The organism is Bacillus sp. 22-7, assembly GCF_010628845.1.
GTDB lineage: Bacteria > Bacillota > Bacilli > Bacillales > Cytobacillaceae > Cytobacillus > Cytobacillus firmus_B.
In genome coordinates, this window is the sequence record NZ_NJQY01000016.1 from 136643 (window position 1) to 157823 (window position 21181).

23 protein-coding genes are annotated in these 21181 nt (G+C 41.0%); 5 read left to right on the forward strand and 18 right to left on the reverse strand.

Annotated features, from left to right (window positions below; genetic code table 11):
- Positions 1-36: 36 nt before the first annotated feature.
- The 4 genes from lepA to gpr form a co-directional block, all read right to left on the reverse strand.
- Positions 37-1872 (reverse strand): translation elongation factor 4, encoded by a 1836-nt coding sequence (gene lepA / locus CE058_RS14340; protein ID WP_163143521.1) that lies wholly within the window; start codon positions 1870-1872, stop codon positions 37-39.
- Between the two features lie 197 nt (positions 1873-2069).
- Positions 2070-2414: a YqxA family protein gene (locus tag CE058_RS14345; RefSeq protein ID WP_048010303.1), complete on the reverse strand. Its 345-nt coding sequence runs from the start codon at positions 2412-2414 to the stop codon at positions 2070-2072.
- 17 nt (positions 2415-2431) lie between these two features.
- The gene (gene spoIIP, locus CE058_RS14350; protein ID WP_163143524.1) at positions 2432-3637 is read right to left on the reverse strand and encodes a stage II sporulation protein P; all 1206 of its coding nucleotides are present in this window, start codon (positions 3635-3637) and stop codon (positions 2432-2434) included.
- Between the two features lie 69 nt (positions 3638-3706).
- Positions 3707-4834 (reverse strand): GPR endopeptidase, encoded by a 1128-nt coding sequence (gene gpr, locus CE058_RS14355; protein WP_163143527.1) that lies wholly within the window; start codon positions 4832-4834, stop codon positions 3707-3709.
- A gap of 260 nt (positions 4835-5094) precedes the next feature.
- On the opposite strand from gpr, the gene rpsT reads away from it, so the two are divergent.
- The gene (rpsT, locus tag CE058_RS14360; RefSeq protein ID WP_035331179.1) at positions 5095-5361 is read left to right on the forward strand and encodes a 30S ribosomal protein S20; all 267 of its coding nucleotides are present in this window, start codon (positions 5095-5097) and stop codon (positions 5359-5361) included.
- A 295-nt stretch (positions 5362-5656) separates the two neighbouring features.
- Here rpsT and holA read toward each other — a convergent pair whose 3' ends face one another.
- Entirely contained in the window at positions 5657-6688 is a 1032-nt protein-coding gene (gene holA, locus CE058_RS14365; protein WP_163143530.1) for a DNA polymerase III subunit delta, read from the reverse strand.
- 298 nt (positions 6689-6986) lie between these two features.
- Here holA and CE058_RS14370 point away from each other — a divergent pair, with 298 nt between their 5' ends.
- Positions 6987-7121, forward strand: coding sequence for a YqzM family protein (locus CE058_RS14370; RefSeq protein WP_035331183.1), 135 nt, complete (start codon positions 6987-6989; stop codon positions 7119-7121).
- Positions 7122-7247: 126 nt separating this feature from the next.
- Here CE058_RS14370 and CE058_RS14375 read toward each other — a convergent pair whose 3' ends face one another.
- The 3 genes from CE058_RS14375 to CE058_RS14385 all read right to left on the reverse strand — a co-directional run bounded on the left by CE058_RS14375 (position 7248) and on the right by CE058_RS14385 (position 10945).
- Positions 7248-9575: a DNA internalization-related competence protein ComEC/Rec2 gene (locus CE058_RS14375; RefSeq protein ID WP_163143532.1), complete on the reverse strand. Its 2328-nt coding sequence runs from the start codon at positions 9573-9575 to the stop codon at positions 7248-7250.
- Between the two features lie 71 nt (positions 9576-9646).
- On the reverse strand, positions 9647-10210 hold the full coding sequence (locus CE058_RS14380) for a ComE operon protein 2 (protein ID WP_048010308.1): 564 nt from the start codon (positions 10208-10210) through the stop codon (positions 9647-9649).
- A 102-nt stretch (positions 10211-10312) separates the two neighbouring features.
- Positions 10313-10945 (reverse strand): helix-hairpin-helix domain-containing protein, encoded by a 633-nt coding sequence (locus tag CE058_RS14385; protein ID WP_048010309.1) that lies wholly within the window; start codon positions 10943-10945, stop codon positions 10313-10315.
- 88 nt (positions 10946-11033) lie between these two features.
- Between CE058_RS14385 and comER the strand changes: the two genes are divergently transcribed.
- Positions 11034-11858, forward strand: coding sequence for a late competence protein ComER (comER, locus tag CE058_RS14390; RefSeq protein WP_163143534.1), 825 nt, complete (start codon positions 11034-11036; stop codon positions 11856-11858).
- Between the two features lie 68 nt (positions 11859-11926).
- Here comER and CE058_RS14395 read toward each other — a convergent pair whose 3' ends face one another.
- The 8 genes from CE058_RS14395 to CE058_RS14430 are packed head-to-tail and all read right to left on the reverse strand — an operon-like array spanning position 11927 to position 16994.
- Positions 11927-12676 carry a class I SAM-dependent DNA methyltransferase gene (locus CE058_RS14395; protein WP_163143536.1) on the reverse strand — a complete coding sequence of 250 codons (750 nt, stop codon included), beginning with the start codon at positions 12674-12676 and terminating at the stop codon, positions 11927-11929.
- The gene (gene rsfS / locus CE058_RS14400) at positions 12673-13029 is read right to left on the reverse strand and encodes a ribosome silencing factor (protein ID WP_048010312.1); all 357 of its coding nucleotides are present in this window, start codon (positions 13027-13029) and stop codon (positions 12673-12675) included. Before rsfS ends, CE058_RS14395 begins: the two co-directional genes overlap by 4 nt.
- 4 nt (positions 13030-13033) lie before the next feature.
- Entirely contained in the window at positions 13034-13600 is a 567-nt protein-coding gene (gene yqeK, locus CE058_RS14405; protein WP_163143538.1) for a bis(5'-nucleosyl)-tetraphosphatase (symmetrical) YqeK, read from the reverse strand.
- Positions 13590-14159 carry a nicotinate-nucleotide adenylyltransferase gene (locus CE058_RS14410; protein ID WP_163143540.1) on the reverse strand — a complete coding sequence of 190 codons (570 nt, stop codon included), beginning with the start codon at positions 14157-14159 and terminating at the stop codon, positions 13590-13592. The genes yqeK and CE058_RS14410 overlap by 11 nt, the downstream gene beginning before the upstream one ends.
- Before the next feature lie 39 nt (positions 14160-14198).
- Positions 14199-14489, reverse strand: a complete 291-nt coding sequence (gene yhbY, locus CE058_RS14415) for a ribosome assembly RNA-binding protein YhbY (RefSeq protein WP_048010315.1) — start codon at positions 14487-14489, stop codon at positions 14199-14201.
- Complete coding sequence (gene aroE, locus CE058_RS14420) at positions 14483-15322, reverse strand: shikimate dehydrogenase (RefSeq protein ID WP_048010316.1); 840 nt, start codon at positions 15320-15322, stop codon at positions 14483-14485. Before aroE ends, yhbY begins: the two co-directional genes overlap by 7 nt.
- 46 nt (positions 15323-15368) lie before the next feature.
- The gene (gene yqeH / locus CE058_RS14425; RefSeq protein ID WP_163143542.1) at positions 15369-16475 is read right to left on the reverse strand and encodes a ribosome biogenesis GTPase YqeH; all 1107 of its coding nucleotides are present in this window, start codon (positions 16473-16475) and stop codon (positions 15369-15371) included.
- Positions 16476-16478: 3 nt separating this feature from the next.
- Positions 16479-16994, reverse strand: a complete 516-nt coding sequence (locus tag CE058_RS14430; RefSeq protein ID WP_163143544.1) for a YqeG family HAD IIIA-type phosphatase — start codon at positions 16992-16994, stop codon at positions 16479-16481.
- Positions 16995-17522: 528 nt separating this feature from the next.
- On the opposite strand from CE058_RS14430, the gene CE058_RS14435 reads away from it, so the two are divergent.
- Positions 17523-17663 carry a sporulation histidine kinase inhibitor Sda gene (locus tag CE058_RS14435; protein ID WP_035331211.1) on the forward strand — a complete coding sequence of 47 codons (141 nt, stop codon included), beginning with the start codon at positions 17523-17525 and terminating at the stop codon, positions 17661-17663.
- 70 nt (positions 17664-17733) lie between these two features.
- On the opposite strand, the gene CE058_RS14440 is transcribed toward CE058_RS14435, so the two are convergent.
- A complete protein-coding gene (locus CE058_RS14440; protein ID WP_048010319.1) occupies positions 17734-18510 on the reverse strand; it encodes a phosphatidylserine decarboxylase in 777 nt (258 codons plus the stop codon).
- Positions 18511-18780: 270 nt separating this feature from the next.
- Between CE058_RS14440 and pssA the strand changes: the two genes are divergently transcribed.
- Complete coding sequence (pssA, locus tag CE058_RS14445) at positions 18781-19320, forward strand: CDP-diacylglycerol--serine O-phosphatidyltransferase (protein ID WP_048010320.1); 540 nt, start codon at positions 18781-18783, stop codon at positions 19318-19320.
- Positions 19321-19358: 38 nt separating this feature from the next.
- Here the strand turns inward: pssA and CE058_RS14450 are convergent, their stop codons facing one another.
- The gene (locus tag CE058_RS14450) at positions 19359-21158 is read right to left on the reverse strand and encodes a M3 family oligoendopeptidase (protein WP_048010321.1); all 1800 of its coding nucleotides are present in this window, start codon (positions 21156-21158) and stop codon (positions 19359-19361) included.
- Between the last annotated feature and the right edge of the window lie 23 nt (positions 21159-21181).

Here is a 21181-nt window from a genome sequence, read left to right on the forward strand (position 1 = left end):
ACAGCATATCTAACCTCTTAAAACAAAGCAACTATTTTACTTTTTAGGGGTATTATCGTCCATCTTCAAAACGGCCATGAAAGCTTCCTGCGGAACTTCAACAGAACCAACCTGCTTCATCCGCTTTTTACCTTCTTTCTGCTTCTCCAATAATTTACGCTTACGGGAAATGTCTCCGCCGTAACATTTAGCCAATACATTTTTGCGGATGGCTTTAATGGTTGAGCGGGCTACAATTTTCTGGCCGATCGCCGCTTGAATAGGAACCTCAAACTGCTGACGGGGGATTAGCTCTTTTAACTTCTCAACGATTACTTTTCCTCTTTCATAAGCAAAATCCTTATGAACGATGAAGCTCAATGCGTCTACCTTTTCTGCATTTAACAGAATATCCATCTTAACAAGTTTTGATGGCTTGTATCCAATTAATTCATAATCAAAAGAGGCATATCCTTTTGTATTGGATTTCAGCTGATCAAAGAAGTCATAAACAATTTCCGATAAAGGAATTTCATATATAATGTTTACTCTGGTTTCATCCATGTATTGCATATCAATAAAGATGCCGCGCTTTTGCTGGCAAAGTTCCATTATGGCTCCCACATAATCATTCGGAGCCATCATTGTAGCTTTTACATAAGGTTCTTCAACACGGTCAATCTTCTGAGGGTCAGGCATATTGGATGGGTTATCCACTTTAACCTCAGTGCCGTCTGTCATGATAACATCATAGATAACACTAGGTGCTGTTGTAATCAAATCTATTTTAAATTCGCGCTCAATGCGCTCCTGGATAATTTCCATGTGAAGCAATCCAAGGAAACCGCAGCGGAATCCAAATCCGAGTGCCTGTGAAGTTTCCGGTTCGAACTGAAGGGCGGAATCATTCAGCTCCAGCTTTTCAAGCGCTTCACGCAGGTCATTGAACTTGGCGCTATCAATTGGATAAAGTCCGCAATAAACCATTGGGTTCATCTTTCTGTATCCAGGAAGAGCTTCTGCAGCACCGTTTTTCGCGCTTGTAATGGTATCACCCACACGTGTATCACCAACATTTTTGATTGCAGCAGTCAAAAACCCTACGTCTCCAACTGACAATTCAGGCAATGGCGTTGATTTTGGCGTAAACACACCAACCTCTGTGACTTCAAATTCTTTGCCGGTTGCCATCATTTTAATTTTATCCCCTACTTTTACCGTACCCTCAACCACACGGATATAGGCTACTACACCGCGGTAGGCATCATAAAGGGAATCAAATATAAGAGCCTTTAATGGGGCATCCGGATCCCCTACTGGAGCAGGAACTTTTTCAACGACCTGTTCAAGAATTTCTTCTATTCCAATTCCAGCCTTTGCTGAAGCAAGTACTGCTTCAGATGCATCCAGGCCGATAACTTCTTCAATTTCATTTCGAACCCTTTCCGGATCCGCACTTGGCAGGTCGATCTTATTAATAATTGGAAGAATCTCAAGATCGTTATCCAGGGCCAGATAAACATTGGCAAGGGTTTGCGCTTCAATACCCTGAGCTGCATCCACAACCAGAATGGCTCCTTCACATGCTGCAAGGCTTCGGGATACTTCATATGTAAAATCGACGTGTCCCGGTGTATCTATTAAGTGGAAAGTGTATATCTCTCCATCTTTCGCTTTATATTTTAACTGAACTGAATTCAGCTTGATCGTAATGCCGCGCTCCCTTTCAAGATCCATGGAATCAAGGAGCTGGTCCTTCATTTCGCGTGAAGTCAGCGCATTGGTTTTTTCAAGAATTCTGTCGGCCAAAGTCGATTTACCATGGTCAATATGGGCGATGATCGAAAAATTCCTTATTTTCTCTTGTCTTTTTAATCTCTCTTCTCTGTTCATTGTATATTATTTCAACTCCTACTATAGAAAAGCGCAAGCGCCTTAAACAGGCGCTTGGAGCTAAGTGTGGTCAATTTTAAAATAGTCCTTTTAGTTTATACACTATTTTTGATTATATCAGTAGGTTTGTGAAGATTCAATGCTAAGCTTTAAGCCGCTAATTTTCCAAAAAAAAGAAGGCTGCCCTCCTGAGCAGCCTATTTCCCTGTTATTAAGTCTGTGATGATTGCGACCGATTTTTCTGTCAGCTCTGATATGCCTTCGGATATGCTTTTTCCTAAAGATGAAAAGAAATTATATGCTTTCATTTCTTCAAGCTTTTCCCTTTTCTTCTGAAGATCATGGCTTGACACATCATTCCCCAGGACAGAAGCCTGAACTTCACCTTCATTGGTTTCATTTATGGTCAGGGCACTTTTGAAATCCCCGTCATGGAATCCCTTCATTCTGTGAATTCCTTCATTTGCCTGCTGCATTCCGAATAACACAGAGACAAACATGAGCGCTGCAAGAAAAAGAGCTTTAAGCATAAACATTTTCATTCCGCATCATCCTATTATTAATTCTTTTCTGATTCACCGCCAGCCGGTGAATTCACTTCCTCGGCCTGCCAATAATATTCACTGAACACTTCCGCGAGTGCTTCGGCCGATCGGTTTAACTCCTCAAACGTATTATCGACTCCCCCAAACTCAATGAGTATGGCATTGCCTGATAAATCCTGATTAAAGTTGCCATTTGTCCCTGCGCCTTCTTTTTTCATAATTCCCCTGCTTAATCCTTTGTACTTGACGCTCAGTCTATCATGCAGCTCTTTTGCAAATTTTAAGTTCTTTTCATAATTCGGATTATTTCCTCCAATAATAAAAGCTAGCTTGGCATAAGACTCTCCGTTAATTTCTTTTGTAGTATCTTTTTTTCTTTTTGAATCACGGTGAATATCGATTAAATAAGCCAGATCCCGATTGGAAGTGATTGCTGCCTGAACTACCTCTCTGGATTCCTGATATGAGCGTCCGTATGATAAGCCCTTTTTGTTTAAATTCCCCTGAATATCCGTTTTATCCACAAAGGTGCCGATTCCTTTGCTCTCCATCTCTTCCTTAAGCTTGTCACCGATTTTAGTAATATTAATTTTTGAATGGTAGGCAGCATCAGGGTTGGTGACACCCTTCAGATATGGTAGATAGGATTCAGTATTATGCGAAAAGTATACATAGACCGGTTTTTTATCTCCTGTAGACACCGGCGGGGCATTTGATTGCTTCTTATCTCCAGACGGCTCAAGCCCTTCGGTGTTTTGCAGGGCTGCCTCCTGTTCGGCCATGAGTACTTCTAAAGGCGGAGAAGATTCTACAGGCATGTTTGTATAATCTGTTCCCTCACCTGCAACCAGAATTTTACTGTCATAAATCGAGAAAAAAGGAAGCTCCCTTCCCAGAAGACTTCTGGGATCATCCAAATTGACATTCGTGGATAGCTGAAAAATTAAATTGGCAAAGCCCGGGGGAGAACTGCTTTCAGAAACCCCCTGGAGAAATGCGTGATTTTCCCATCCGAGAAAACGATAAAGCATTTCTCCTGTCAGGCTGTTCGCTGCAGAATTTACTGAAGATGAACTGATTCGGTATTCAGGCTTTAAGGAAGTTATTGCTCCGCTTATGGAAAATATCATAAATAGAAAAAGCAGAAATCCGCCAATAGCCTTCAGCAGGCTTGTCCCTTGGATAGTTACTACAAATCCGTTCGTTTTAAAAGGTTTCATTGTTCCACCTCTCCTTGCTAGTCTAGTAAATGTTATGACTTTGCTAGAGAAGATAGAACAGGATATTTTCTATCTTGTATAAAATCCGGCATTATCCTGATTCACTTTCTGGTGGAGCGCTGCGTTCAAACCGTTGGCAATTAAGTTTGACATATCTTCAATAAATACATCCACTTCCTTTGGCGTCACCATAAGGTTGTGACCCAAAGGAGACAGAACTTCATAAATAAGCTTCCGCTTCTCCTCTTCAGGCAAGGTTCCGATCATGCCAAGAAAGGTTTTTCTATGATGCTCTTCCGGGAGGTCCTCATCTGTCAGCTTTTTCTTCTCTCCAAAAGTCATTCCTGCAGGAGCCAAGGCACGTGATGGACGGCCGCCTTCTTTCATTTCCTTGCCGAAATGCTTCAGGATGTAATCAATTGTATCGCTTGTTATGGATACGGCATCAACAACTGTTGGGATGCCAATCGCTATGACAGGTATTCCTAAAGTCTCTTTGCTTATTTCTTTTCGTTTATTCCCTACACCAGAACCAGGGTGAATCCCTGTATCCGAAATTTGAATAGTAGAATTGACTCTTTCAATTGATCGGGAAGCAAGAGCATCAATCGCAATGACAAAGTCGGGCTTTGTTTTTTCAACAATGCCATGAATAATGTCACTTGTTTCAATTCCTGTCAGGCCCATAACCCCTGGAGAAATAGCACTGACCGGCCGATAGCCTTCTTCTACGCTTTCAGGCTGCAGCTGATAGAGATGTCTTGTAATAAGCAGATTTTCGCAGACTTGCGGCCCCAATGCGTCGGGAGTGACATTCCAATTGCCCAGTCCGACAATTAAACAGGATGCATTTTCATTAATGCCCAGCTGCTTTATAAATTGGGATAATTCACTTGCAAATACAGTCTCCACTTTGTGCTGAAGCTCCGTATCCTGCTGGCGTATGCCCGTCACTTCGAGGGTAAGATATTTGCCCTCTTTTTTTCCTAATGCTTCTGCTCCTTCCTTTGTTACTTCAACAAAGGAAATTTTAATATCGTTTTCTTCTTTTTCTTTAATTATGACGCCTTCTATTTGGGAAAGATTCTCCTGCTCGTGAACATTGTCTTTCTGCCTGCCGGAAATCACCATTTCCCTGGCTTCAATGGCAAGATCCGTTCGAACTGAGTACTGGCTTAAATCTATGGATTCCTTCACATGTATCCCTCACAATCTCAGCTTATTAGGTTGGAAAAAAACAGACAAATTACTAAAATTCAGATATATACTATCTTTGCCTTTAAAATGCAAAAACATGCAGAAAAAGAATGAACTTCCCGATTTATCCTTCAGTAATTTTAAGTACAGAGTATTGCATTATGCCCCTGTGTTTGATAAAATATCACTTGTTCTGAATTTGTTAATGAACGTGAATGTCGAGTTATAGAATCTCGATGCTTTTTCAGGAGGTGAATGGAATGCCAAACATTAAATCTGCTATCAAGCGTGTTAAAACTAGCGAAGCTCGCAACGCTCAAAACGCTACTGTTAAATCAGCAATGCGTACAGCTGTTAAGAAGGTTGATGCTGCAATCGTAAACAACGATTCTGCTGCTGCAACTGAATCATTCGCTGATGCTGCTCGTAAACTGGACAAAGCTGCTGCAAAAGGTCTTATCCACAAAAATGCTGCTGCCCGTAAAAAGTCTCGTTTAATGAAAAAAATGAACTCTTTAAATGCGTAATGTTTAAAGATATCGGCTATCTTAAGGGATAGCCTTTTATTTTACATAAAAAAAGCGGTCCAAATTGCGGACCGCTTTTTTTATGTAATCAGAATTTATAACTTGTACTTCGAGAACTGTCTAGCTCCAGCGCCTACCCCCTCGAGGTCACAAGCTTGTCTTGTTTCGGCTCCTAGGGACGAAAGACCAGCCTAATCCCTTCCAGAAGGAAAGAACACCTTCTTGCAGGGCTAGTCTTATGCTTGTCGTCCCTGAGCAGCCGCCTCCACATTTCGGGCAAGGCACTTCCGCTTTTCTATTTTCTGAGCGCCTGACTTTGCAGACGAAACAGGAACATTTCAATCAGCATGGTTTTATTCATGCCCCCTGTTTTCATTTGATAATCCGCATCAGCAAGCAAGCTTATGATCGCTGCCAGCTCTTCATCTGCAAACAGTTGAGCCTGTCCGGCCGCCAGCTTCACCCGGAAAGGATGAATCTTTAAATAGCCGGCAATCTGCTGCTGGCCGTAGCCTCTCCTGGCAAGCTCCTTCACCTGATAAATCAGTCTGAACTGCCCTGTAATAACAGATAAAATCTTAATGGGCTCTTCGTTTTGCTTTAATAAATCATAATAAATTCTCAGGGCTTCTTCTATTTTGCGGTGAACCACCTTATCCACAAGGGAAAAAATGTTTTGCTCTAAAGACCGTGATACCATTTTTTCTGCCATTTGTTCATCTATCCGCTTTGTGTCATTCGCATATAGGGCTAATTTATCGATCTCGTTGGTCAGAATAAACAGGTTGGCGCCTGCCAATGTCAAAATCAGCTCAACAGCCGATTCATCAATCTGCACACCGTTTAATGCTGCCCTTTCCCTGATCCAGGCTTTCAATTCACCTTCATTTAATTTCTTGGCTTCAAGGACTGCAGCCGTTTTTTTCAATTGTTTGGTTATTTTTTTCCGATCATCGAGTTTTTCTGCCGATGAGGAAAATACCACCACTGAATATGGAGCAGGTTCTTTAATATAGGCTTCAAGCTTAGCCAGGTTATGCTCCTGTTTAGCTTTCGATTTCTCTGACGTTAAAAAAACCGGGTTATGTAAAAAGATCAGTCTTCTTTCACCCATAAAAGGAAATGTCTCCGCATCTTCAAGCGCTGTATCAATGGGGGTTTCCTCAAGGTCATAAGAGGATAAATTAAAATCAGCTTCTTCTTCACTTAGCACATTGCTGATCAGAAGCTGCTTCGTTGCGTTTATAAGATAAGGTTCTGTTCCGTATAATAAATAAATAGGAGCAAAACTTTTCGCTTTAATTCTGTTCCAAATATCAAAAACCAATTTCTTCTCTCCGTTCGCCAAACAATATATTCACTATATATCCTAAAGAAGCGATGGCAATTTGACAAGACATAAGAAATTGGCGCCCACATGAACGCCAATTTCCAATCTATATAGAACGCTGCATCCTTGAGGCCCGGGAAACTCAGGAAGCTGCGGTGCACCTTTGTTAGTTATTATTCCCATGATGTTTCGTCATATTTGTGACAACTCCTGCTAATGCAGGAAAAGGGCAGGCGAACTCTAGATTTTTTCATTTGAATGACTTATACTATATAGGAAATAGGAGGGGTAGACTGTGAACGAATTTGAAAAGAACGTCCAAAGCAAACGTAATGATGCAATCGACTCTGGTGTAGGATTCATCGTATCATTCGGTTTCTTCGCAACGTTATTTATTATTGCAACAGTCATTAAATTTTTAGGAGCTTAATGGCTACATACAGTAATGTGTCACAATACTGCTGACACATTGAGGCTGCCTCAGCAGCCTCTTTTTTTTGGACGGAATTCCGATGAAGCATTATCAAGTCTGGAAGCTGATGCTTTCTAACATATACTATGGAAGCTGCACTGAAAAGGTTCCTGAATCCCCTTTAAAAAAATAGGTAATTGCCCCTTGCTTATCGGTTCTCAATACTTTGACATTATAGTCATTCATCCTTCTCATTACATCATTATGAGGATGCCCATACCTGTTGTTCCTGCCTGCAGAAATAACGCCAATCCGCGGCTTCAATCCAGCGAGAAATAAATCTGTTGAGGAGGTTTTGCTTCCATGATGTGCGATTTTCAATACATCGGCTCTCAACTTGGGATAAGACTTTATGAGCTGACCTTCCCCCTGTTCCTCCAAATCTCCGGTAAACAGCCAGTTTAACCCTCCAATTTTGGCAAAAAGGACAATAGATCCATCATTTTTGCCAACACCGTCCCCCATCTCCCCGCCAAACGGGGACAAAACTCGAAATACGGAATCTCCTATGAGCCAGCTATCTCCGGCTTTAATGAAGAAAATTTCACTTTTGTTATTTTTAGCCTGTACAACCAAATCCTTTTCAGCCTCCGAGAACTCAGCTCCATGTGGAAACACAACAGACTTTACCTTCATTTCCCTCAGAACAGCTGATGCTCCGCCAATGTGGTCCATATCCCCGTGAGTGAGAAAAAGTTTATCTATTTTACTGACCCCTTTGCTTTTCAGAAAAGGCACTACTGTGTCCTTTCCTGTTTCATATGGGTCGCTTCGCATCTTCCATTCCTCTGTCTCAAACATAGGCGCACCTCCTGCATCTATCAAATAATTCCCTCTCCCATACGGAAGCTTTATCAGGATGCTGTCACCCTGCCCAACATCAATAAATGTAATCTCACCAGCTGGTGTAAGCACATTTACAAAATAATGAATTACTATCGCAAGAACAGGAAGCACACCGTTCTTAATAATAGCTTTTTTGTTTTTTGACCTTTCCCAGCCGGCAAAGAATGCGGGAATGAGCAGAAGATATATAATCAGATTTAAAGGGGATGGCCTGCCAAGAATAAGGGTCGAATTAGGAATGGCGGAAAGCATTTCAGCAATCCAATTAAGAAAAACGATCATTTTTTCCAATACATGAAGTAAGAAATCTGCCCTTCCTCCTGTTAATAAATCAAAAATAAATAAAATTAATACAACAGGCAGGACTATGGAAGAATACAAAGGCACAAAGATCAGATTGGCAATTATGGAAATAATCGATACCTCATAAAAATGCCAAAGGAGGATCGGAATGGCCGCTATCTGGCAAATAAGAGAAACAGACAGGAGTGCAGCGAGAGGATGAGTGAATTTTTTGAGTATGGCAGGAGCTGAGAGAATAAGCGATAAGGCCACAGCAAAAGACAGCTGAAACCCCGCATTATAGATAATAAAAGGGAAGATAAAAAGATAGCCGGCAAACACAATGGAGATAACATCAGCTAATTGAATAGGGGCCATCAGCTTCTTTGCCAGTAAAACCAGAAGCATCATAAACACAGCCCGCAGTACAGACGGTGCAGCACCTGTAAGTATTGCATATACCGGCAAAACCATTATTAGGATACTGGTCATTTTTTCTCTGGTGATCCCGGCACGTACTCCTGCAAGAAAAAACATACCAGCAAGCATTCCTACATGAAGTCCGGATATTGCAAGCAAATGGATAATTCCGATTTCCTGATAAGAAGCGACAATATCCTCATCAATAAAACTCCGATCGCCGAAGACAAGTGCGATTGAAAGCGGAGCTGCCTGTTCAGGGAAATGCTCTAAAATATGTTTTGTGCCCATCTCCCTCATTTTTAAAATAGGTAATGTGATGCGGCTTTTATTGTAGGTGCAATCAGAGAGGTTTAACTGTTCCAATTCGAGGATCCAAAAGATACTATTGTGGTTTAAGTAATCCTTGTAGCTGAAGGAATTAGGATTTGTAGATGTTGGAGGAGTCTGTAAGGTGCCATTAACCCGGCATGTCATGCCTATCCTCAGATGGTCTGAAAGGATTTTTTGTTCTGCTTCGGATTTAATCTTATACCTGGCAGCCAGCTTTTCCTTTTTTTCGGTCAATTCAATTAGGACTGTGAGAAGGTCCCCATCTATCTTCACTGATTCTGACAGGGTAATTTCAAAATCACCCTCATTTCCTGTAAGACTTGTCCTGTTATATTCTGCCGCTAATTCACTCCTTATGATTAAGGAAAGGTAAATCAAAATCAGGATGGTCATGTTCTGTTTAGTCAAGATATTCCTTTTTAAAAGGAAAAGGGCAAGAAGAGAAAAAATGACAGCAATTGCCGGATGAAGTAATGATGTCAAATTTCCCAGAAGTGAGGCAGCAGCTGCGTAGATCCATCTGCCTTTCATATCATTTGCTCCTTTAGTTTTTTTGAAGGGAAGCAGCACCTTATCATTGAAGGTGCTGCTTCTTCAATGGATTAATTTTGAAAAAGCTTGTCCTTTTTTTCTTTATAGCCTTTCATAATGTCCTGATTTTTACCGCTTTTTTCAAGCTCATTGATTAAATCCTCTATAAAATCACGTTTTTCCTGTATGCTGTCATCGAAGGATACTTTTTCGGCCGCCACCTGGACAGATTTCACACCAGCCTTCTCAAAGAGTTCAATTCCATAAGGATGATTTTTATAGTCCTGTGCGTAGTAAACTGTTTTAATTCCCGCCTGAATAATTGCTTTGCAGCATTGAAGGCACGGAAAATGAGTTACATATATTTCTGCATCACTTGTCGGCACCCCAAATTTTGCACACTGTAAAATCGCATTCATTTCCGCATGAATGGTCCTGACACAATGGTTATCAATAACATAGCAGCCTTCATCAACACAATGTTCACCGCCGGCAATTGAGCCATTATAGCCTCCTGCAATGATTCTCTTATCCCTTACAATGGTTGCTCCGACCGCAAGTCTTGTACATGTGCTCCTCAAAGCAAGCAAATGGCTTTGTGCCATAAAATATTGGTTCCAGGAAATCCGGTCCATCTGTCTCTCCCCTTTACACAGGCTTGTATGCCCTGAATTAAAATATATCTTTTTCTCTCAATAAGTGTAAGCCTCAAGCTTGTGCAGGTCAATGGAATGAAATTAGTTTACACTAATATGCTCTTTGAGTTTTTCAAAAGTTTTTTCCCCTATCCCTGATATTAATTTCAAATCCTCAATATCCTTAAAGGGTCCATTTGTATCGCGGTGTTCAATTATCGCTGCAGCCTTAGAGGGGCCAATTCCCGGCAATGTCTGCAATTCTGTTTCATCCGCCCCGTTTAAATTTACCTTTCCGCTATCCTGCTGTCCTTTAACCTCGCCATTTCCGGCTCCCGCCCGGGTCTCCTCAAGAATTTCACCCTCTTTCGGAACATATATCACCATTTCATCTGTAATTTTCAGGGCAAAATTAATTTTAGTTCTATCGGCTTTTTCTGTCAGTCCCCCTGCTTTTTCCAGCAGGTCTATCACCCTTTCACCCTCTTCTGCTTCATACACTCCCGGCTTTTCTACTGCTCCTTTAATATCTGCTTTCATCACCATTGGCACCTGTTCAGCCTGCATATCACCTGCTTTTTCTTTACCTTCTTCTCCGTTCAAAGAAATTGACTGTTCAATCTCAGGAAATGCTTCAGTCTCCTGAACGGGCATTAAAATATGATAGAGGAGTGCAGCCAATGCAATCGCACCTCCTGCAAAGTAAAATTTATAGATTTTTATCCATTCGGGCACTATGGATCATCCTTTCTTTTTGGAATAAATGTTTTTTTGATACATATCGTTATATGAGAGAGCCTGCTTTTAAAGGAGGGATATAGCATTGAAAATCGGAATCATTGGCACAGGTAATATGGGGAGAATTTTGACCGAGGCCTTCCTGGATGGAGGAGCCGTTTCCCCGGCCTCCATGACTATAACCAATCGGACAGTGGCAAAAGCGAAGGAAATAAAAGAAACACATCAGGAAATTACCGTTGTAAATAATGCAAGAGAGGCTGCTCATCGTTCTTCGCTGATCTTTATTTGTGTAAAGCCTCATGATGTATATAATGTCGTTCAGGATATTTTGCCGTTCCTGTCAGAAGATAAATGTGTAGTGTCCATAACCAGCCCTATTAGTGTACAACAGCTTGAATCAATTGTGCCTTGCTCAGCAGCGAGGGCGATTCCAAGCATTACTAACCGGGCCTTATCAGGGGTGTCATTATTATCATTCGGTGAACAGTGCAGCAAACAATGGAAAGGAAAACTTAACAAGCTTTTTGAAAGCATCTCCACACCTGTCTTTATAGAGGAAGCGATTACCAGGGTTTCTTCGGATATTGTCAGCTGCGGACCTGCCTTTTTCAGCTACTTGACACAGCGCTTCATCAATGCGGCAGTTGCGGAAACGGAGATTGATAATGAAACAGCTACAAAGCTTGCAGGAGAAATGCTGATCGGGCTTGGGGAATTACTGAAAAAAGGTTTTTATACATTGCCTACATTGCAGGAAAAGGTGTGTGTCAAAGGAGGAATTACAGGAGAGGGAATTAAAATTCTTGAAAGCGAGCTCGGCAGTGTATTTGAACACTTATTCCAGGCGACACATTCCAAGTTTGACGAAGATCTTGTCGAAGTAAAAAAGCAGTATTCTCTCCACTAGCTATTCGACGTTAATGGAAATAATCCTTCACTATTAAAAAAAAACAGCCGAGAACCCGGCTGTTTTTTTTAGTGTCTTTTCTTTGCAATAAAAATGATTCGTTCAGCCTGGGTGTCTGGCGGTCCTTCTTTAAAATCTCCTGAAACGTCAACAAGGTCAAAACCGCATTCCTCAAGCCAGCTTTTATATTGATCAATAGGATAAGTGCGCTGCAAATGAAGTTCGTCATAGCGGTCATACTTTCCTGTTACTGCGTCCAGAACAAAAAATGAAAGATCATGCTCTACAGAATTGGGGTATTCGCCCTGAAAGCTGTGCCAGATATATGAAATTTCCTCGTCATTTTCAGCAAAGGTCTGGTTCATAAATATCTGCATAATTTTATAAATGGAATGAACATCAAAAATAAATAGACCATCGTTTTTTAAATAGCTATGGACCCGCCGGAAAGTGTTCTTCACATCTGATTCTGTCTCCAGATAATTCAGAGAATCACAAAAGATGCCAATAATATCAAATTCACTAAACCCTACAAGCTCTGCCATGTTCTGCAGGTAAAAGGGGATTTTCAGACCTTTCTGCTCCGCCTTTGATTGAGCTACAGCCAGCATATCCTCTGATAAATCCACACCGGTTACATTATAGCCCTGTTCACTTAACCTTATGGAAAGCTGTCCTGTGCCGCATGCAAGATCCAGTAATTGTTTGCCTGAAACATTAAATTCCGCATGCTTTTCATTGACCAATTTAATCCAGCTGTCATAAGGAACATCTTCCATCAGCCTGTCATAGAGATAAGCGAACTTTCCGTAGCTCATTGGTTAAGAATGCCCTGAACGTTTTCGACCGGGGCATCCCCCCAGAGTCTTTCCAGATTATAGTAGCTTCTTTCATCCTTATGGAAAATATGTGCAACAATATCACCCATATCAACCAGAATCCACCTTGCTTCATCAAAGCCTTCCATTCGCTTAACCGTAAACCCGTGTTCTTCTGATTTTTCTTTCATTTCCCGAGCAATGGCCTGCACTTGTTTATCAGAGTTTCCGTGGCAAATAACAAAGTAGTCCGAAATCAGGGAAATTCCCTTCATATTAAGAACCGTTATATCTTCTGCACGTTTATCATCAGCTGCTTTTACTGCCGTCATCAGCATAGTATTTTCTTTCATTTGATCAATCCTCCTTATTCATTACAAGGTCATTATAAGTTTCGAAGGAAGCCGGAAATACAGGCTGCCCTTTTTTCATTAAAAACATGATGGTATTTTGAACAGATTTTATTAAAGCCTTGTTCAAGTTCGTCTGTGCTAATTCACGCACTTCGTCAACTCCCGGAAAATGCCTTCCAGGTTCAATATAATCTGCAAGATAAATGATCTTTTCAAGAAGTGCCATTCCCGGTCTCCCAGAAGTATGATATCTTATTGCATCCAGTACCTCTTTATCATGGATTCCCGCTTCTTTCTCAGCCAAAAAAGCACCGACAGGAGCATGCCAAAGTTCACTATTGTAATCCAAAAGCTCGGCTGGCATACCTTCCTTAATGATAATTTCCCTCATTTCTTCCTTAGGGCGGAACTTAGCATAATCATGAAAAATGGCTGCCAATTCAGCTTTCTTACTATCAGCGCCATATTTCTCTGCAAGTTTAATGGCTGTTTCCATCACTCCGACTGTATGAAGGTAGCGATGTTCTGTCAGCTGCTCCTTTACAATATCCAGAGCTGTTTCACGATTCATATAAATGATTCTCCTTTATATAACTCCTTATAGAATCCGGTACCAGATATCGTACAGTACTGCCTTCCTTTACACGGCTTCTGATCATACTTGAGGAGATTCCCATTTCAGGAACGTCAGCATAAAGAATCGGATACGGAGTCTGCAAATTGTAAGATGGCCGCCTTACTCCTATAAAGGTAATCAATTCAAGAAGTTTGTCAATGTTATGCCACTTGGGCAAGTATTCAACCATGTCAGCTCCAATAATAAAATAAAATTGCTTTTGAGGATAGTGTTCCTTCAAAATCCTGATCGTATCGTAGGTAAATGAAGGACCTTCCCGCTCCAGCTCAATCAACTCCAATTTAAAGCCAGGATGATTCTGCAATGCCAGTTTCAGCATTTCTATTCGATCAAGGCTGCTGACATTGTCTGACCTCTTTTTATGGGGAGGCTCATGGTTCGGCATAAACCATACTTCATCCAAACCATGGGAAGACATTACCTCATTTGCAATAATGAGATGGCCTAAATGAGGCGGATTAAAGGTCCCTCCAAGTATGCCTACCTTTTCCATTTACACTCCTCCATACATTCAGTTTAATTTCCCCGAAGCTTACGGCAAGTTGATTTGTTTGTTTTCTTTTGATTCTTTGTATAAAACAATTATATTTCCGATGATTTGGACAACATCAGCCTTCGTGCCTTCTGACAGCTGCTGTGCTACCGTATCTCTGTCTTCTTCACAGTTTTGAAGGACTGAAACCTTTAATAACTCACGGGCTTCCAGTGCTTCTCCTACTTGCTTAATCATGTTTTCATTAACCCCGCCCTTTCCCACTTGGAAAATAGGGTTTAAATGGTGCGCTTTTGATCGCAATAAACGCTTTTGCTTTCCTGTTAGCATAATAATCCTCCCAGCTGATTTAAAACCTTTTGTCTCATTCTTTCAATGTCCGGCCCAATGCCAGTCCACATTTCAAAAGCAAGAGCCCCCTGATACACAAACATATCAATACCATTCTGAATTCCGGCGCCCTTTACGGCAGCTTCCTTTAAAAGCCTGGTTTGCAGCGGATTATAAATGATATCACTGACAAAGGCTCCAGGCTTAAGCTTATGTACCGAAAGCGGGCTTTGGCCAATGTCCGGATGCATTCCAATTGATGTAGTCTGAACAATTAAATCGTATGTTTCCAGACTTTCCTCTGCTTTCTGCCGGTTCAGCACACGAGAAGGAACCTCAAAAGGGCAATCATTCAAAATCTGTTCTGCCCTTTCTGGAGTTCGATTGCAAATGTCCAGAAGCTCCGGGGCTTCTTTAGCAATTGTAAAATAAATGGCTCTCGCAGCCCCGCCTGCCCCCACTATCAGAACCTTTTTGTCATTAATTGATTGATTTTGATTCAGCAGGCCTTTTACAAATCCGCTTCCATCCGTATTGCAGCCTATTAGCTTACCTTCCTGATTGACCACTGTATTAACTGCCCCAATTGCCTCAGCAAGAGGATCCAGTTCATCTAAAAGAGGAATGATAGCCTCCTTATGGGGTACTGTAACATTAAATCCCGCAATGCCGATTGCCCTGAACCCTTTAATAGCGTCATTCAGATCTCCCCTGGATACATGAAATGGCTGATAATGTGCATCAATACTGTAAATCTTAAATAATTCATTGTGCATAGCGGGGGACATTGAATGGGAAATTGGATCCCCAATCACTCCAAACAGCTTTTTCAAAAATCCTCACCCCTTTTGAAAAGCGTAAGCAAATGCAAGACACAGCCTAAATTAAAGACTTCCTTATCATGGCATGGACACCTTTGGGAACATATGCAGCTACTTTGGCCCCACCCTCATTTACCGTTATCCAGCCAAGTCCTGAAAATACTATATCCGTTTTCGGTTCTTTTATTGTGAATTCATGTTTCACAAGCTCCGGGAAGGTTTCCATCTGCTCTATTCTTGGCGGCGTAAGCATTTCTCCCGCATGATTCTCATATAGCTCATCCGCCTTTTCTGTTTTGGTGCGGTGAATAGTTAAGTCATTGGAGAAATGGCAAACAAATGACCGCCGGCCGCCAGCAATGTAATCAAACCTGGCCAGTCCGCCAAAAAACAGAGTCTGCTCTTCATTCAGCTGGTAAACCTTAGGCTTAATTTCCTTTTTAGGTGTTATCACCTTTAAATCCCTTTTATCTACATAATGGGCCATCTGATGATGGTTAATTATACCTGGTGTATCCACTAAAGCCTTTCCGTCAGATAGAGGTATCTCGATAATATCAAGAGTCGTTCCTGGGAAGTGGGAAGTAGTGATGACATCTCCCTCACCTGTTACTTCTTTTAATATACGATTGATGAAAGTGGATTTACCTACATTAGTACATCCTACTACATAAACGTCTTTTCCTTCCCGATAATGATCGATGGCTGCTGCAATTTCATTAATGGAGTACCCTTTTGCAGCACTAGCCAGATAAACCTCTTCCGGTTTCAGCCCCAGCTGTTTTGATTCCTGCTTCATCCAGTTAATCAGCTTGTTTGTCTTCACGGACTTTGGAAGCAGGTCAACTTTGTTTCCAACAAGCAGGATTTTATTGCTGCCCACAAAACGGTGAAGACCTGGAAGCCAGCTGCCGTTAAAATCAAAAATGTCCACAATCTTCACAATAAGTGCATCACTTTGTCCAATTTCATTCAGGATCTTCAGAAAATCATCATCAGTCAAGCTTACATCCTGAACTTCATTATAATGCTTCAGCCTGAAACAGCGCTGGCAAATAATTGTTTCCTTCTGCAGAGCTGATTGAGGAGCATAACCCAACTCATCAGGGTTATCTGCCTGAACTTTTACTCCACAGCCTATGCAAACAAATTGTTCTTCACTCACTTTTTAATCCTCCCACTGAATCATTCCTTTTTTTCTGAACCAATTTAAAATCCGTCTCTCCACCAGACGGTTAAATTTCGTAACAAATCCGTCAGTTTGAGCTACAGGTACGACCAAAATAGTATGGAAACCGCTTCTGTTTCCTCCCAGCACGTCAGTCAGCAATTGGTCTCCAATCACTACTGTTTCTTCTTTTCTCAGCCCCATTTCGGATAGAGCTCTCCGGAAGGCCCTGCCCATTGGCTTTCTAGCCTGATAAATAAACGGAATATCAAGGGGATCGGAAAAAGCCTTTACACGATTTTCATTATTATTAGACACAATGGTAACCTTGATGTTGCTTTGCTTCATTTCTTCAAACCAGCTAATCAGCTTCGGTGTCGCATTCGGCCTGTCCCATTCGACTAGAGTGTTATCCAGGTCCGTGATTATCCCCTTAACTCCTTTGTCCTGTAAACTGTGTGGAGATATTTCAAAAATACTTTTAACATGCTGATTAGGCAAAAATTGCTTTAACACTATATTTACACCTCAATCATTTATTCATATTGTCCGGCAAAAATGTTTTTGCTGCCCTCAACTAGTTCCCCGTCTTTAATGACAATTAGGGTCTGCAGCCTTTCACTAGATAAAACACCGATTTCATCATACCCAATTTCACCCGCTCTTTCAAAATAAAGAATGATGGATACAATCAGGCAGTTCTATTTTATACGGTTCCACAAAATGGGGAAAGACACTCAAAACTCAGTAAATTTCCACGGAATAGTTGTTATTCACCCTTAAAATAAAAATTTTTCGACAAAAATCAACTGCTCCTCACACCTGTGGATAACTTTATGCACATAATCCAATATGATTTTAATACTTTTTCCCTTTTTATAAACAAAATAATCACAGGTTATCCACGGTTTCCTGTGGATAAGAGAACAGTTGTTCTAATCGTTTTAATTTGCTAGAGTAGGGGTACAACATAAAATCTTACATTATATGTATAAAATAATTCTTTTAGAACTGAAATATCAAGGACCTGGAGGTGGGACAGGAATGCGTAAACTGTCAGATGAATTATTAATCGAATCCTATTATAAAGCAAAGGAACTGCAGCTAAGCAAAGACTTCATCCGTTTAATTGAAACAGAAATCCACCGTCGTTCACTATCAAACAGAATAAAAGTTACATCCTAAAAATGGACAAGCCCTGAATAGGGCTTTTTTTATTCTCCATATTTAAAACCGGAACAATTGGCCTGCACAATCACAATAGAGTTCCAATCCGCTCTCCTACTTTAATATGAGCAGGAGTCTTAATTGACTTTTCAAGCTGGAATTTCCCCTTCTCAAATAAGAGAATGACGGTAGAGCCAAATGTAAAATAGGCCATTTCCTTTCCTTTTTCAAGCTGGTCCCCTTCATGGGTAAGTTCGATGGAATTTACAAACATAGCACCCACCTTCACAATTGCGATTGCTGAATCACCATGCTTTACTTCAGTTATGCTCCGGAAATTCTTAGAAAGCGTTTCTCTTCCATATTTTAAACCCCATTTGTTAACCGGAAAAGATTTTAACCCCAGAATCCATTGATCTGCTACTTTTCCAGTGACCGGGCTGTGTATCCTGTGGTAGTGGCTCGGACTTAAATAAAAGATCATGTAAGTGCCGCCTGCATATTTCCCTGCTTTATTTGCACCAAGCATCTCAGAGATGGAATAGTTCTTCCCTTTTACTGTAATTATACGATCCTCCCGGATATCCCCAATATCTTCGATTACAGCATCTACAGGACTTACTGCTGAATCAGGGCTCTCATCGGTTACTCGTGCCCCTTCCTTCAGCTTTCTAATGAAAAACTCATGAAGTGTTGGATATTCATGCAGTTTTTTTTCCATTTCACTCTCATTAATATTATAAATTCTTGAAAATGAAGGAATGACCCTCCTGCTTAAACTTGATTGTGCAAATTTCTGAAGTATACCGGATGTCCATCTTCCATTTGTCAATTCAATCAGCAGTCGATATACAGGTTTTAACAAAGGAAATGCCCCCTAACTAAATATGTTCTTTACGAACAGGCATAAAAAGCATAGAATAAAATATTATTATATAACATATAAAACTAAGTTTGCCATAGACTTCCTCAGATTTGGCGCTTTTTTTATTATTAGCTTCAGTAAATTTGCAGATTACTTCTTTTTCCGCCCTTCCCTATAGTTCCCATTTGCCAGAAGACATTTACACATAGCTGTTAGAAAAACTTCCTAAAGTCTGCAAGCTGTGATCCCCCGTTGCAAGGAGTGTTCGATATGTTTTCTCAGGATGTTCTTGATTTAACCATTAAGAAGCTAAAGGCTCAGACTGCCAATATCTTAACTCTGTCTAACTTATTCTTAGGGTGCTTTGCTATTTTGTTTTCTATTAATGACAATTTGAAATTGAGTGTGCTGCTGATCTTTATCGCAGCTCTTGCTGACCGCTTTGATGGGATGGCAGCAAGGAAAATGAATATTGAATCGGAATTAGGAAAGCAGCTGGATTCGATGAGTGACATTATTTCGTTTGGAGTTGCACCTGCACTGCTCCTTTACATGGGAGTACTTTATGCATTCGGGGCACCCGGCGCCTTCCTGACTGCTCTATATATAGGATGTGGAGCTTTGCGGCTCGCCCGTTTTAACATTAGTGAGAATAACGGCTATTTTACAGGCCTGCCAATAACAGCTTCCGGATGCCTCGCCACTTTATGTTTTCTGGCTGTCCCGTATTGGCCTTCACCTATATTCCTTTTCATAATGCTGATACTTTCAATTTTAATGATAAGCCCTTTCAAGCTGAGAAAAATGTAAAAAAGCCGTGCTCAAAATTAGAGCGCGGCTTCTATATTTTATTTATCTCCTGTTAATGCCAGGAACTCTTCCACATCATCCATGCATAATTGCACGGCACTTTCCCAGAACTCAGGCTTGGTTAAATCAGCATTTAAATGCTTCATCGCTAAATCTTCAACTGTCATCGATGCAGTATCCTTTAATAATGCTATATATTTTTCTTCATATCCTTTCCCTTCTTTTAGTGCCTGTGCATAGATTCCGAGCGAGAATAAATACCCAAAAGTATATGGGAAATTATAGAATGGCACGCCAGTAATAAAGAAATGCAGTTTTGAAGCCCAGAAGGACGGATGATACTCATCAAGCGCGTCGCCATAAGCCTCTTTTTGGGCTGCCTCCATGATGTCATTCAGACGTTCGGCACTCACATTCCCCTGTTTTCTTTCTTCATAGAATCTGGTTTCAAACAGGAATCGCGCATGGATATTCATTAGCAGTGCAACAGATCTTTGTACTTTATCTTCTAATAGTGCCAGCTTCTCTTCTTCTGACCCTGCTTTTTTCACTGCGGCATCAGAGACAATCATTTCTGCAAAAGTAGAAGCTGTCTCTGCAACATTCATGGCATAATTTCGATTCAGCAAATGAAGATCTCTCATTGCATATGTATGAAAACCATGCCCGAGTTCATGTGCAAGGGTAGAAACATTGGATGGTGTCCCTGAGTATGTCATAAAGATTCTTGATTGGCTGTCTTCAGGAAAGTAAGTATGAAAACCGCCTGGCGCCTTTCCTGGACGGTCCTCAGCTTCAATCCACTTTTCTTCAAAGGCTTTTTTAGAAAAGGAGGTCATCTCTTCTCCGAATTGGGCAAACTGCTCAAGGATAAATTCTGCGCCTTCCTGATAGGATAATTTCGTTTCTGACTCGGAGAGCGGCGCATCCAGGTCATACCAGCTTAATTTCTCTAAACCTAAAAGCTTTGCCTTTCTCTCCAAATATTGAACAAGAGGTGCTTTATTTCGGGAAATTACCCCCCACATTGTCTCCAGGGTTTCTTTTTTCATCCTGTTTAAATCCAGCGGTTCCTTAAGAAAGTCATCCCAGCCTCTTAATTTATATACATTTAATCTAAAGCCGGCTAAGTGATTTAGAGTCTTGGATAGATAGTCAGACTGGCTGTTCCATGACTTTTCCCAATTATCAAAAACTTCCTTGCGCAACTTTCGGTCAGGGCTAGAAAACTTATTGGCAGCCTGCCCAACTGACAGCTGTTTTACCTCCCCATTTTCATTGCATGGAATCTTTATGTTTCCTACTATTACGTCATACATCTGGCCCCATCCGTGGTAACCATCAACAGCAAGAGCATTAATGACAGTCTCTTCCTCCTGCGAAAGCCTTTCTGAGGCTTTTTCGCGGCGCTCGCTTAATACAAATGAGAGTTCATTTAAATCTTGATCATCTATTATTTGCTCCCATGCACCGTGATCTAAACTTGCCAGCTTCTGATCAAATACAGTTAAAGCGTTTTGAAAACCTGCACTCAATTCAGTAGTTGCGCCTCTAAGGTCTTTCGCTTTTTTGTCTTCTATATTTTGTGCCTGAAGACAGCTGACAAAAGCTCCGGCCTGGCGCACTTTTCTTGCCGTCTGCTGAAACAGCTCAATAATTTTACTTATTTCATCGGCATCTTCAGCTGAGTTAGAAGGCTCCCAATTATGTATTAGATTAGAAAATGAATCAATATGTTTTCTTGTTTCCTGTAAATGCTGTTTAAATTCAGCTGAGTCGCTTCCACCCTTAAAAAAAACATCTAAATCCCACACGGACGAATATGCTGTTGCAGTCATATAATCCCCCCTTAAAAAGTTTC

Excerpts from the sequence above, each read along its gene's own strand:
- lepA (WP_163143521.1), bottom strand. The coding sequence starts at position 1,872 with ATGAACAGAGAAGAGAGATTAAAAAGACAAGAGAAAATAAGGAATTTT.
- CE058_RS14345 (WP_048010303.1), bottom strand. The coding sequence starts at position 2,414 with ATGAAAATGTTTATGCTTAAAGCTCTTTTTCTTGCAGCGCTCATGTTT.
- spoIIP (WP_163143524.1), bottom strand. The coding sequence starts at position 3,637 with ATGAAACCTTTTAAAACGAACGGATTTGTAGTAACTATCCAAGGGACA.
- rpsT (WP_035331179.1), top strand. The coding sequence starts at position 5,095 with ATGCCAAACATTAAATCTGCTATCAAGCGTGTTAAAACTAGCGAAGCT.
- CE058_RS14375 (WP_163143532.1), bottom strand. The coding sequence starts at position 9,575 with ATGAAAGGCAGATGGATCTACGCAGCTGCTGCCTCACTTCTGGGAAAT.
- CE058_RS14380 (WP_048010308.1), bottom strand. The coding sequence starts at position 10,210 with ATGGACCGGATTTCCTGGAACCAATATTTTATGGCACAAAGCCATTTG.
- CE058_RS14395 (WP_163143536.1), bottom strand. The coding sequence starts at position 12,676 with ATGAGCTACGGAAAGTTCGCTTATCTCTATGACAGGCTGATGGAAGAT.
- rsfS (WP_048010312.1), bottom strand. The coding sequence starts at position 13,029 with ATGAAAGAAAATACTATGCTGATGACGGCAGTAAAAGCAGCTGATGAT.
- yqeK (WP_163143538.1), bottom strand. The coding sequence starts at position 13,600 with ATGAATCGTGAAACAGCTCTGGATATTGTAAAGGAGCAGCTGACAGAA.
- CE058_RS14410 (WP_163143540.1), bottom strand. The coding sequence starts at position 14,159 with ATGGAAAAGGTAGGCATACTTGGAGGGACCTTTAATCCGCCTCATTTA.
- yhbY (WP_048010315.1), bottom strand. The coding sequence starts at position 14,489 with ATGCTAACAGGAAAGCAAAAGCGTTTATTGCGATCAAAAGCGCACCAT.
- CE058_RS14435 (WP_035331211.1), top strand. The coding sequence starts at position 17,523 with ATGCGTAAACTGTCAGATGAATTATTAATCGAATCCTATTATAAAGCA.
- pssA (WP_048010320.1), top strand. The coding sequence starts at position 18,781 with ATGTTTTCTCAGGATGTTCTTGATTTAACCATTAAGAAGCTAAAGGCT.
- CE058_RS14450 (WP_048010321.1), bottom strand. The coding sequence starts at position 21,158 with ATGACTGCAACAGCATATTCGTCCGTGTGGGATTTAGATGTTTTTTTT.